The 11,662-nt window shown below is 71.4% G+C and carries 10 protein-coding genes and 1 pseudogene; 8 read left to right on the forward strand and 3 right to left on the reverse strand.

Features of this window, described 5'->3' with window-relative positions; all coding sequences use genetic code 11:
• The first annotated feature begins 284 nt into the window (after nucleotides 1-284).
• The 3 genes from ACIF83_RS05880 to ACIF83_RS05890 all read left to right on the forward strand — a co-directional run bounded on the left by ACIF83_RS05880 (nucleotide 285) and on the right by ACIF83_RS05890 (nucleotide 2,755).
• Nucleotides 285-497, forward strand: coding sequence for an HMA2 domain-containing protein (locus tag ACIF83_RS05880; protein ID WP_399723720.1), 213 nt, complete (start codon nucleotides 285-287; stop codon nucleotides 495-497).
• A gap of 132 nt (nucleotides 498-629) precedes the next feature.
• Entirely contained in the window at nucleotides 630-2,285 is a 1,656-nt protein-coding gene (locus ACIF83_RS05885) for an ATP-binding cassette domain-containing protein (RefSeq protein WP_399723724.1), read from the forward strand.
• Nucleotides 2,286-2,299: 14 nt separating this feature from the next.
• Nucleotides 2,300-2,755 (forward strand): RpiB/LacA/LacB family sugar-phosphate isomerase, encoded by a 456-nt coding sequence (locus ACIF83_RS05890; RefSeq protein ID WP_393477082.1) that lies wholly within the window; start codon nucleotides 2,300-2,302, stop codon nucleotides 2,753-2,755.
• A 131-nt stretch (nucleotides 2,756-2,886) separates the two neighbouring features.
• Here ACIF83_RS05890 and ACIF83_RS05895 read toward each other — a convergent pair whose 3' ends face one another.
• Entirely contained in the window at nucleotides 2,887-3,252 is a 366-nt protein-coding gene (locus ACIF83_RS05895; protein WP_393477080.1) for a DUF6479 family protein, read from the reverse strand.
• Between the two features lie 193 nt (nucleotides 3,253-3,445).
• Between ACIF83_RS05895 and ACIF83_RS05900 the strand changes: the two genes are divergently transcribed.
• The 5 genes from ACIF83_RS05900 (at nucleotide 3,446) to ACIF83_RS05920 (ending at nucleotide 10,569) form a co-directional block, all read left to right on the forward strand.
• A complete protein-coding gene (locus tag ACIF83_RS05900; RefSeq protein ID WP_386578513.1) occupies nucleotides 3,446-3,820 on the forward strand; it encodes a ferredoxin in 375 nt (124 codons plus the stop codon).
• Nucleotides 3,821-3,903: 83 nt separating this feature from the next.
• Nucleotides 3,904-5,094: an acyl-CoA dehydrogenase family protein gene (locus ACIF83_RS05905; protein ID WP_399723727.1), complete on the forward strand. Its 1,191-nt coding sequence runs from the start codon at nucleotides 3,904-3,906 to the stop codon at nucleotides 5,092-5,094.
• 224 nt (nucleotides 5,095-5,318) lie between these two features.
• The gene (locus tag ACIF83_RS05910; protein ID WP_399723730.1) at nucleotides 5,319-7,832 is read left to right on the forward strand and encodes a DUF4132 domain-containing protein; all 2,514 of its coding nucleotides are present in this window, start codon (nucleotides 5,319-5,321) and stop codon (nucleotides 7,830-7,832) included.
• Nucleotides 7,832-10,177, forward strand: coding sequence for a DUF4132 domain-containing protein (locus ACIF83_RS05915; protein ID WP_399723733.1), 2,346 nt, complete (start codon nucleotides 7,832-7,834; stop codon nucleotides 10,175-10,177). The genes ACIF83_RS05910 and ACIF83_RS05915 overlap by 1 nt, the downstream gene beginning before the upstream one ends.
• Entirely contained in the window at nucleotides 10,177-10,569 is a 393-nt protein-coding gene (locus ACIF83_RS05920; RefSeq protein WP_393477068.1) for a hypothetical protein, read from the forward strand. The genes ACIF83_RS05915 and ACIF83_RS05920 overlap by 1 nt, the downstream gene beginning before the upstream one ends.
• 14 nt (nucleotides 10,570-10,583) lie before the next feature.
• On the opposite strand, the pseudogene ACIF83_RS05925 reads toward ACIF83_RS05920, so the two are convergent.
• Both ACIF83_RS05925 and ACIF83_RS05930 read right to left on the reverse strand, forming a co-directional pair.
• Nucleotides 10,584-10,703 (reverse strand): annotated as a pseudogene (locus tag ACIF83_RS05925) (alcohol dehydrogenase); the annotation flags it as partial.
• Between the two features lie 366 nt (nucleotides 10,704-11,069).
• Complete coding sequence (locus ACIF83_RS05930) at nucleotides 11,070-11,657, reverse strand: TetR family transcriptional regulator (protein WP_393477066.1); 588 nt, start codon at nucleotides 11,655-11,657, stop codon at nucleotides 11,070-11,072.
• Nucleotides 11,658-11,662: the final 5 nt, after the last annotated feature.

Consider the following 11,662-nt stretch of genomic DNA (forward strand, 5'->3'; position numbering starts at 1 on the left):
GGACCGGGATCCGGCCGCCTCGCCGCCGAATACCGGGCATGACGGAAAATGAACCCGGAATTCCCTCTCCGGAGTGACCGGGCTGCGGTGTCGCTTCGAAAAAAAGACAGGGTGCGGAACCGGTTGGCTGAAACGAAACGGTTTGCGTGAGCGGCCCCGACTCGTTCGGGTGAAACTGAACGACATCACCGGCGTGGCGGCGTCAAGAAAATTGGAACCTTCTGCACATGGCACTACCGGTGGGGGCGGCGGCCGCAGAAACGGCCGGGCGAGGAAACGTAAGAATGCGCTTCAACGTACCGGGACGGCAGCGGTGGAGCGTTCCGGAAATGTTCGGCAAACCACGGGCGGCGGACGTACTCACGGGCGCGCTGCGCAAAATCAGGGGAATCAAGTCGGTCCGCGTCAACTCCGTCACCGGAAGTGTCCTCGTGCACCACGGGGCGAGCCTCGCCGCTGCGGACGTCGCGCCCTTCTGCGCAGCGCTCTGGCACTGATCTCCGGGAGCGTCACCCGTCCCCACGCGACCGCCCGTTCCCACACGACCGGGAATCCCCTCGGTCCACGGGAGGACCCCGCGCCCGTCGAGCACCCCACCCCACCGCGGCAGGCCACAACCGAACCCCGCCATGAAGTCCCTGCGACGGACCCTCGCGATCACCGGCGGTGTGGTCGGGGCCGCCGCCCTCGCGCTCGGGCGCGGCAAGGCACTGCGCAGGCCCCTGCTGGCGCTCGGCGCGGTCGTCACCGCCACGGCCGTCGTCGTACGCCGTGCCGTGTCCGGGGCCAAGGACACCTCACCCGACACAGAGCACGCGCCCCGCTCCTCATTGCGTTCCCTGCTGGAGATCGTCGGCCCCCACAAACCCCGTCTGGTCCTCGCCTCCGGTCTCTCCGCCGTGTGCCAGCTCGCCGAGGTGGCCTGCGGGCTCTTCCTCGGCTGGATCGCGCTGGTGCTGATCAAGGGCTCGTGCCCGCCGCTGCTCGCGCTCGGCCTCACCGGCGCCTCCGCGCAACTGTGGTTCCTCGCGGCCGCAGCGGCCGTGGCGTGCGCCGCCGTCGCCGGACTGTCGTACGCCGCGAACGTCGAGTGGCGCAGGCTCGGCCAGGCCGTGCAGCACGACTGGCGGCCTGGCTGTCCTTCCACTACCAGGACCGGGTGGCCGCCGACTAGTCCGTCTCCAGCGACCACCGTGCCGAACTGCACAGCCAGTTGGTCAACAGCCTGGGAGGCCGGCGCCACCGTCAAGAGCTTCTGCACCGAGGACTACGAGGCCGAACGCGTCGACCGCCTCGGCGAGGAGTACCGGCAGAGCAACCTGCGCACCGACCGGAGCACCGTGCGGCACGCGGAGACCATCCGCGTCTGCACCACCGCCTCGATGGTCGGCATGCTCCTGCTCGGCGGCCGCGCCGTCCTCGACGGCGCCCTCCCCTTCGAGGTGTTCAGCCCGCTGATCGGCCTGCCCCAGCAGGTCCTGCTCCGGCTCACCCGGCTCGGTACCGTCGCCGACCAGTACCAGCGCACCCTGACCGCCTACGACCGGGTCCAACACCTGCACGCCCTGCCCACCGAACCCGTCGGCGCGGAGACGCGCCTCGACACCGCCGCCGTCCAGGGCGCCATCACCCTGGACGCGGTCACCTTCGCCGACCCCGACCGGCCCCCCGTGCTCGACGACTTCACCCTGGAGATCGCCCCCGGCAGAGTCACCGGCGTCGTCGGCGCCACCGGCTCCGGCAAGACCGTCGCCAGACTCCTCATGCGGGTCCAGGACGCCCAGTCGGGCCGCGTACCGCTCGACGGGCAGGACGTACGCGACCTCGCCCGCCGCGACCTGCGCGCAGCGCCTCGGTTTCGTCGCCCAGGACCCCTTCCAGTTCGACGGCACCATCGCCGACAACTTCCGCTACGGCAGACGCCACCGACGAGGAGTTGGAGTTCGCGGCCCGCATGGCCGAGGCGCACCCCTTCGTCGCGAGCCTGCCGGAGGGGTACGACACGAGGATCGGCGAGCGGGGCGCCGCCCTCACCCGCCGCCCGCAGGACGGCACCGAGGGCCACATCGGTTTCGGCCACGGCATCCACTACTGCGTCGGTGCCGCGCTGTCCCGGCTGCAGTGCGAGATCGCGCTCACGACCCTGCTGGCACAGCACCCAGGCCTGCGCCTGGCCGACGGTCCCGAGAGCCTGCGGCGCACCGCCATTCCGTGGGCGGCCCCGCGGCTGCCGCGCCTGCGGGTACGCGGATGACGGGGAGGTGGTCGGTTGCGCGACCCGTTGACTAGGCTCCGGGGTATGCGGATCTCCGTCTCCTCCGACATGGCCGAACCCGTCGCCCGCCTTCTCGTGGAGGAGCTGCGCCGGCGGGGCCACGAGGTGCGTGAGCACGGCGCGCTGCGGTCCGGTGACGATCCGCAGTGGGCGGTCTGTTCCGAGGCGGCCGCTCGTGACGTCGCCGAGGGCACGTCCGATCAGGCGGTCGTGTGCTGCTGGACCGGCACCGGAGCCTCCATCGCCGCGAACAAGGTGCCGGGCGTCCGCGCGGCCCTGTGCACGGACGCCGGCACGGCCGAGGGAGCCCGCCGCTGGAACGACGCCAACGTCCTGGCGCTCAGCCTGCGGCTCACCTCCGCACCGGTGCTGACGGAGATCCTCGACGCCTGGTTCGCGGCCGAGCCGAGCCAGGACCCGGAGGACGTGCAGAACGTGGCCCGCGTCGGCCGCCTGGACGTCGCCAGGAAGGTCTCCTAGCGGCGTACGGCGGCCTGGCGCGGGCCAGGGGCGGTCGTTAGCTCGGTGTCGTGTGTCCGGTGTTCGGTGTTCGGTGTTCGGCGTGCTGTTCGGCGTTCGGCGTGGTGTTCGGCGTTCGGCGTCGGTCGGATTCAGTGGGCGCCCAGTCCGCCGCCGCCGAACGAGCCGCTCGACCCCTTGCTCCAGCGCGGGCGCTCCTTCGAGGCGCTGGGCCTGGTGTCCATGTTGGTCAGCTCGTACGGGGTGAGCGGGCGACCGCCCTTGGGGACCTGGGGAACCTCCTGGGACTCCCTGTTCTCCCTGACCTCATGCACCGCGCCCTCGGGTGGCAGGTGCGGCTGCTCCTCGGGGCGTGGTCGCGGGGGCTCCCGGTACTTGATGCGGGAGGTCATCCAGTAGCCGCCGGCGAGGAACGCCAGGAGGGCCACGGCCACCAGGAAGAGCACGAGGCTCATCAGACCGCTTGCCGCAGCCAGCTGCATCTGTGCGGTACTCATAGGACAGGAATACCCCACCCGGAACGGGGCGAACCGGACACTTTGGGTTACCGTGCCTCCACGGGCGGCGACACGGTCCCGGCCGGTGCGTCACCTCGTTCCGGCGGAGCGGCATCACATGGTCCCGGCGGAGCGGCGTCACCTGGTCCCGGTGAACGGGTTTGCGACGCTCCCGCCCGGCTACCCGCCCGGTGTGACATCGCCGACTTCTCCACAGCAGCTCTACAGGTTCCTGGAGGACCGTTTCGAGTGCGCCCAGGCCTGCACGGAGTGCGCCAGAGCGTGTGCGGTGCGTGCGGGCCTGCTGGATCCGGTCGGTTCGCCGCGCCAGGACCGCGTGCGCCGGCTGGGCATCATGTGCGCCGAGGTGTGCGACGCCACCTGCCGGATGCTGTCCGAGCAGGACCGTCAGGACGAGGAAGGGGTGAGGATCCAGCTGGAGTGGTGCCGCTCGGTCTGCCTCGACTGTGCGGACGCCTTCGCCGGGCAGCCCGGCGCCGAATCGACCGCGGGGGTGTGCCGGGCCTGCGCCGAGGCGTGCACGGGCTTCATCGCGGCCCTGAACTGAGCCCCGGCGCGCCATTCCCTATTTCTGAAACACGTTCTACGGTGTGCGCCGTCAGGACCGCCCTTGGGGACCCTGGAGGCGCCGTGCACCTCGACCACACGCCCGAGCAGCAGCGACTGCGCAGCGAACTGCGCGCCTACTTCGCCGAGCTGGTGCCCGACCATGTCTACGCCCGGTACGCGGATCCGGCCGCGCAGAAGCGGTTCTACCGCGAGACGATCCGCCGGCTCGGCACGGACGGCTGGCTGGGCGTGGGCTGGCCCGAGGAGTACGGCGGGCGCGGGATGTCCGCGATGGAGCAGTTCATCTTCTTCGACGAGGCCGCGCAGGCCGGCGTACCGCTGCCGCTGATGGCGCTGAACACGGTCGGCCCGACCATCATGCAGTTCGGCACCGAGGAGCAGAAGGCGTACTTCCTGCCCCGCATCCTCTCCGGAGAGATCGACTTCGCCATCGGCTACAGCGAACCCGAGGCCGGCACCGACCTCGCGTCCCTGAAGACACGAGCCGTACGCGACGAAGCCGAGAGTGGGGGAGAGTACGTCGTCAACGGGCAGAAGATCTGGACCACCAACGGCGACACCGCGGACTGGGTGTGGCTGGCCGTGCGCACCGATCCCGGGGCGCCGCCGCACAAGGGCATCACCATGCTCCTGGTACCGACCTCCGACCCGGGCTACTCCTGCACCGTCATCAACACCCTCGCCTCGCACGACACCACGGCCAGCTACTACGAGAACATCCGCGTCCCGGTCTCGCGCCGGGTCGGCGAGGAGAACCAGGGCTGGCGGCTGATCACCAACCAGCTCAACCACGAACGCGTCACCCTCGCCGCCCACGGCACGATGGCGATCCGGGCCCTGCACGACGTGCAGCGCTGGGCGATGGAGACCAAGCTGGCCGACGGCCGCCGGGTCGTCGACCTGCCCTGGGTGCGCCGCCTGCTCGCCCGGACCCACACCCGGCTCGACGCCATGAAGCTCCTCAACTGGCAGATGGTGACCGCCGTTCAGGAGGGCACCCTCACCCCACATGACGCGTCCGCCGTCAAGGTCTACGGTTCCGAAGCCCGCCGGGACGCCTACGCCTGGCTCATGGAGGTCGTCGGGGCCGCCGCCCCGCTGAAGGAGGGCTCGGCGGGCGCCGTCCTGCACGGCGAACTGGAGCGCGGTTACCGCTCCGCCGTGATCTTCACCTTCGGCGGCGGCAACAACGAGATCCAGCGCGAGATCATCTCGTGGATCGGGCTGGGGATGCCTCGGGTTCGGCGGTGACTCGGCGGCGACCAGGGATCATGTCCACGCTGCCTGCAGATCCTGGCAGCGGACCGTGATACTCGCATCGGTCAGCGCGATCTCGTGCACGCAACCGCCGTCCTCGGCCGGGAGGATCTCGCTTCCTGCGAAGAGGCGACCGCCTGTCGTCGTGTGGCCGAGTCTGTCAGTCGGGGCGATTGCCGTCGCGCGGCGTTGTCAGTCCCCCCTGCCATCATCCCGCCATGCTCTACGACGCCTTGGTGGCCGAATCCCGTAGGAACGACTCGTTCGACGACGTGCGGTCCGCCGCGCTCGGCCGCGTGCGCTGGCTCGTCGATCTCCTGGAACGTCAGCGGACGGAGCCCCGGTGGGACGCCCCCGCGGCGTTGCGGGGACCGGAGGAATTCGATCGGATCCAGGCGATACGCGCAGCGACCCGGGCCGAGATCGACGGGCGGCTCGCGGCCTGTTCGGATGAGGAGGGCAGGGCGGCGGCCCTGTGCCTCGTGCTGGCCTCCCGCTTCGACGACACGGGATCGTGGCGGTACGACTCCGAGATCGCAGCCGTGATACCGCGGGTGCACGGCTGGACGCCGGCCGAGGTGACGGTGCTATTGGTCCGTGTCACCGAGTTCGACATGGGCTTCTGGTCCGCCGGTTCCCTGGGGACGGCGCTGGACGCCGCCGAGCGGCTCGGCGCCGACGGGTGCCGTGCCGTCGCGCCGTGGCTGCGGCACGCACACGGGAAGCTCATGAGCGGCGATGCCCCCGCGCACCTGCGCGGGCCGCTCGTCAGACGTCTCCGTGCGCTGCTCGCGAGCGTGGACGAGGCGCACATCCCCGAGGGGTTGATTCCGTCGTACGCCCCTTGGGCCGCCCCGCTGCGCGACCGCGCGACCACGTCGCCGACGCCGGAACTGGCCGACTTCGTACGGCACCTGGCGGGCCTGTCCGGGCCGCGTCCCGCGCAGAAGTGGCGGCGGACGTGCCTGGAACTCGCGGACGCGGCGTCGGCGCGGGACCTCGTGGCCGACGTCCTGCGCGCGCTGGCCGAGGACGACCCGCTGTGCAGCAGGCGAAGCGGTGCGCACACCGGCTGGTTCCACGACGGCTACCACTACCACTACCTCGTCCAGCAGAGCGACGGGGACCTGGCCCGCGGCGTCGTCTGGGCGGCCGTGCTGACCGACGCGCCGGCCGCGGTGCAGTGTCTCGGCGCGCTCGCTCTGCGGGCCGGCGGCCCCGGAGCCGACGTGATCGAGGATCTCAAGCTCGCGGGCGCGGCGATCAACGCGCTGGCCGAGACCGCCGATCCGGCCGCGCTGGAGACCCTGTGGCGGCTGCGGTCCCGGATCAGGCACCGGGCCCTGGGCAAGCAGCTCGACACCGCGCTGGTGACGGCCGCCGGGAAGCAGGGCATCACGGCGGAGCAGCTCATCGAGCGCAGCGTGCCGGACCACGGCCTGGCTCCGGACGGTTCGCTGGAACGGGAGTTGGGGGGACACCGGGTGCGGCTGGCCATCGAGGAAGCGGCGACCGTGCGGCTCACCTTCACCCGCCCCGACGGCGGGACGTCCCGTACGGCTCCGGCGGCCGTGAAGGACGAATTCCCGGACGAGCTCCAGGAGTTGAAGGCCCTGGCCAAGGAGGTGCGGGGGACGCTGTCCGGCGAGCGGGCCCGCGTCGAGGCGTTGATGTCGACCGGGCGCGAGTGGCCGTACGACGAGTGGTGCCGCTACTACCGCGATCATCCGGTCACCGGGACTCTCGTGCGTGGTCTGATCTGGGAGGTCCAGGACGCGGACGGCGAGTGGCGTGCGGTGGCGCCGACGGCCGAGTCGCCCGGTCGCCCCGAGCGCGTCCGGCTGTGGCATCCGATCCGGGCGGCGACGGACGACATCAGGGCGTGGCGGGAGCGGCTCGTCGCCGAGCGGCTGCGGCAGCCGTTCAAGCAGGCCTTCCGGGAGATCTACCTCCTCACCCCGGCGGAGGAGGAGACCGGCGGCTACTCCAACCGGTTCGCCGCACACATCGTCCACTACCGGCAGCTCTACGCGCTGTTCAAGGAGCGCGGCTGGCAGGCCAACTTCCTCGGACGGTACGACGGCGGCCACGACGGGCTGGCGCGGGCCGAGTTCGGCGACGGCGCGTGGCGGGCCTGCTTCCACCACGAGCCCGCCGCGGACGACGACGGCGGCCACGCGCCCGAGCACGCCGCGACGGACCAGGTCCGCTTCGAGCGGCGCAACGGCCGCCAGTGGCGGGAGGTTGCGCTCGCCGAGGTTCCGCCGATGGTGTTCAGCGAGGCGATGCGGGACGTCGACCTGTTCGTGGGCGTGACCTCGATCGCCGCCGATCCCGACTGGACCGACCGGGGAGAGGACCGCTACGCCGGGTACTGGCGCACGGCCACGTTCGGGGCGCTGACGGCGAGCGCCGAGGTCCGCCGCGCGGCGCTGGAACGGATCCTGCCACGCCTGAAGATCGCCGACCGGTGCACGCTCGACGGCCGCTTCCTGGTCGTCCGCGGAGACCTGGGCACCTACAGGATCCATCTCGGCTCGGCCAACATCCTGATGGAACCGGACGACGCCTACCTGTGCATCGTCCCGTCACGCGGCAGGGGCGACGGCAAGGTCTTCCTGCCGTTCGAGGACGAACGGCTCTCCCTGATCCTCAGCAAGGCCTTCCTGCTCGCCGCCGACACCAAGATCACCGACGACACGATCCTCCGCCAGATCAAGAGGGGCGCCTGATGGACCTCGCAGCCCGGCTGACACACGCGCTGACCGACCCGGACTTCACACTGGAGGACCAGGACAGGAACCCGGATCTGTCGCAGGTCTCCGACGAGCAGCTCGGCAGCCTGTTCGTGGCGGCCTACCAGGTGAGGGCCTCGGCCACGCACACGATGACGACGGTCCGCTTCGCGGTCGAGGACGCGGCCCGGGAACGGCAGCCGCGCTTCACCCCCGACGCCTGCCGCCGGATGTTCGAGGTGCTCGTCGAGCGATACGAGGAGACCGGCTGGGCGGATCTCACCCTCGGCCTGAGAACGCTGGAGTCCTGCGCAGGGCCGCTGCCCGACGTGTCCGAACCGGCCCGTCGCCTGGTCGAGTTCCGGCTGGAGAATGACACCGTGCGTCAGCCGTACGCGCTGCTCGCGGTCGCCGGGCTCGCCGGCGACGGGACCCTGCGCGCGGTCGTGGAGCGCCTCTCCCGGGATGTGGGCCCCATCGTCGCGGACGAGATCGCCGTCATGGCCGCCCTCGACCCGGCCGAACGGGCGCTGCTGTCCGACATCGACCGGGACCACAGGTTCGTCTCGCCGCTCGCGCACACGTGGCGCCGGTCGGCCGACAACCCCGCCTACGTGGCGTTCGCCCGGCGCGCGCTCGTAGCCGCGGCCGACCGCACGGATGCGATCCGGGCGGGCGAGATCCCCTACCGGGCGGACAAGGCGTTCACGGACCGGGAGATCACCTCGCTCGGACAGGCCCTGCGGGTGGCGCTGCTGCGCGACGAGCCCTGGCTGCCGGAACTGTTCGAGCGGCTGCTGCCCGGCGTCGCCCTCGCCCCGACGACGGCGAAGACGCTTCCCTCGCAGGCCCTGCTGTACGAAGTGGTCCGCGCCGCGCAGGACTTCCCGACGCCCGAACTGGTGACCGCGATCCGCACCGTGCGCCGGACCGTCCGGCACGCCGGGGTGCCCAAGCAGCTCGACAAGATGCTCAAGAAGGTCGACGCGGCCCTGGCCGAACGCACCGACGTGGCACTGCGACTGCCGAGACTGGAGTTCGACACCGTATCCATCAACGGCTCCGCCGCGGGCGGCGTCCTGCGCCGTACGGCCGGCGACTACCAGGCCGTCGTCACAGTCACCGAGACCGCCACGCTGACCTGGGAGAAGGACGGCCGACCGCTGCGCAGCCTCCCGGCGCCGGTCCGCCGCGAGCACGCCGCCCTGGTCAAGGAGCTGCGCGAGCTGGTGAAGCGCGTCAATGCCCAACTCGTCACCCTTGTACGTGCGTTGGAGGGTGGCCTCACCGTCGAGGCCGTCCACCCGTACCGCTGGTGGCGCACCGAGCTGGCCGGGCACCCCCTCGCCGGTACCCTCGTACGCCGGCTGATCTGGGAGATCGAGGTCGCACCCGGCGAGTGGCGCGCCCTACTGCCCGAGTCGGACGAGCACCTTCCCGACGCCCCGGACGACGCCTCCGTACGGCTCTGGCACCCGCTTCGCTCCGAACCCCACGCCGTGCGGAACTGGCGGGATCTGCTCACCGAGCGGTGCACACGGCAGCCCTTCAAACAGGCGTTCCGCGAGATCTACCGGCTCACCCCGGCCGAGGAGCAGACCCGCGTCTACTCCAACCGCTTCGCCGCCCACCTCGTCCACTACCGCAGGATGTTCGCCCTGTTCCGGGCCCGGGGATGGAAGAGCGACCTGCTCGGTCCCTGGGACGGCGGGGACGGCGACGAGGCCGAGCGCACGCTGGCGGCGGGGGAGTGGCGGGTCCGCTTCTTCCACCGCTGGGCCGACTGGGCGGGCGAAGACGAACTGGCGTCGACCGACCAAGTGCGGTTCGACCGCCGGGTGGAGGGAGTCTGGCGCGAGGCGCCGCTCGCCGACGTGCCCCCGCTGGTCTTCAGCGAGGCGATGCGCGACGTGGACCTCTTCGTCGGTGTCACCTCGATCGCCGCCGATCCCGACTGGACCGACCGCGGCCCCGTGCGCACCTACTGGGAGCGGGCCGGGTTCGCCGAGCTGACGGCGAGCGCCGAGGCCCGCCGCGATGTCCTGGAACGGATCCTGCCGCGCCTGAAGATCGCCGACCGGTGCACGCTCGACGGCCGCTTCCTGGTCGTCCGCGGCGATCTGCGCACGTACAGGATCCATCTGGGCTCGGCCAACATCCTGATGACACCGGACGACAGCTACCTGTGCATCGTCCCGGCCGGACGCTCGGGGGACGGCAAGGTGTTCCTGCCGTTCGAGGACGACCGGCTCTCCCTCATCCTCAGCAAGGCGTTCCTGCTCGCCGCCGACACCGAGATCACCGACGAGACCATCCTCATGCAGATCAAGCGAGGTGCCTGATGGCCACCGTGACGTTCCGGGACGAGACCGCGACGGGCAAGCCGGTCACCGAGTGGCAGGTCGCCGGGCTGCCGGAGCGGATGACCGTACGGGAGCTGATCAGGCTCCGGGTCCGCGAGGAGGTCGCCCGGCACAACGCCCGACCGAGCGACCGCTTCAACGGCCTCGTCCGCCCCGACGACGCCGAGACGGAACTGAACGGCTACCGGCTCCGCGAGCCCCGCCGCATCGACTGGGAGCGCCAGGCCGGGATCGCCGAGCGTGCCTTCCTGAGCAACGGGTTCTTCGTGCTGGCCGGCGATCGCCAGGTCGAGGAACTCGACGAGGTCGTGGATCTCACCGTCGACCCCGACCTGGTCTTCATCAGGCTCGTCGCCCTGGTCGGCGGCTGAGCCGTGCTCGTGCGTCAGGCCGGCGAGGAGGTGTCCACCACGAACCGGTGGCGGACGTCGGAGGCGAGGACCCGGTCGAACGCCTCGTTGAGCTGGTCTGCCGGGATCAGCTCGATCTCCGAGCCGATGCCGTTGGCCACGCCGTGAGCCCGGCCTCCGGGGGAGTCGGCCGGGCACCGAGCGGGCGCGCAGAGATCGCCGCCCGCTCGGTGCCCCGCTCGTGGCGGCGTGCGCACGTCTCATGGCGTCCGGTGCGATCGCGTCCCGACCTCGATCCTCCCGCTCTGCATCTGCGCGTTGTGCGGCGCGTTGAGGCCGCCGTCGATGACGTACAGCCTGCCGTCACGGACCGCGGTGACGCTGGGGGAGGCCAGGCCGTCCGCACGGGTCAGGACCGTCCGGACCTTGCTGTCCGGACCGGATCGGCCGCGCGGCCCGTCCCGTCTTCCCGGCTTGGGTGAGACGCCCGCGAGTGCCGCGCCCGGGCGCCGATGCGGCTGCTACTCGGCGGCGGTCTTCGGCTCGCTGATCCGACGGGCGGCCTCGACGACTGCCGCGCGGTGCTCGGCCAGCCGCTGCGCCGGCCACGATGAGCCGCTCTGCGCCGCGTCGGCCCCTTCAGCGGCCCAGAACCATGCCTGGGCCGCGGCGAGCACCATGGTCAGGAGATCGGCCGGCTCCATTTCCCGGGCGAGGTCGCCGCGCTGTTGCGCGTCGGCCACTTCGGCGGTCTTGCGCCCGAAGGCTTCCGCTTCGAGTGCGGTGACGGAGGGGCGTTCCATGAGCTTCCACAGGCGTAGGCGCATGAGGTCCGGCCGGGCGACGAGGTGGTCGAAGATCGCGCCTGCGTATCCGGGCAGGTCGTGGACGTCGAACGGCACCGCCTCGGCACCCGCCGCCATTGCCCGTTGCAGAACCTCGTCGAACAACTGCTCCTTGTTGCCGAAGTAGGCGTAGATCAGCCGCTTGTTCGCCCCCGCGGCCTCGGCGATCCGATCCACCCGGGCCCCGGCGATGCCGTATGCGGCGAATTCGTTGAAGGCGGCGTCGAGCAGCCGGGCTTTGGTGGCACTGGAGTCCCGTGGCATGTCCA

Source organism: Streptomyces sp. NPDC085866, assembly GCF_044541035.1.
Taxonomy (GTDB): domain Bacteria; phylum Actinomycetota; class Actinomycetes; order Streptomycetales; family Streptomycetaceae; genus Streptomyces.

Excerpts from the sequence above, each read along its gene's own strand:
- ACIF83_RS05880 (WP_399723720.1), top strand. The coding sequence starts at position 285 with ATGCGCTTCAACGTACCGGGACGGCAGCGGTGGAGCGTTCCGGAAATG.
- ACIF83_RS05885 (WP_399723724.1), top strand. The coding sequence starts at position 630 with ATGAAGTCCCTGCGACGGACCCTCGCGATCACCGGCGGTGTGGTCGGG.
- ACIF83_RS05890 (WP_393477082.1), top strand. The coding sequence starts at position 2,300 with ATGCGGATCTCCGTCTCCTCCGACATGGCCGAACCCGTCGCCCGCCTT.
- ACIF83_RS05895 (WP_393477080.1), bottom strand. The coding sequence starts at position 3,252 with ATGAGTACCGCACAGATGCAGCTGGCTGCGGCAAGCGGTCTGATGAGC.
- ACIF83_RS05910 (WP_399723730.1), top strand. The coding sequence starts at position 5,319 with ATGCTCTACGACGCCTTGGTGGCCGAATCCCGTAGGAACGACTCGTTC.
- ACIF83_RS05915 (WP_399723733.1), top strand. The coding sequence starts at position 7,832 with ATGGACCTCGCAGCCCGGCTGACACACGCGCTGACCGACCCGGACTTC.
- ACIF83_RS05920 (WP_393477068.1), top strand. The coding sequence starts at position 10,177 with ATGGCCACCGTGACGTTCCGGGACGAGACCGCGACGGGCAAGCCGGTC.
- ACIF83_RS05930 (WP_393477066.1), bottom strand. The coding sequence starts at position 11,657 with ATGCCACGGGACTCCAGTGCCACCAAAGCCCGGCTGCTCGACGCCGCC.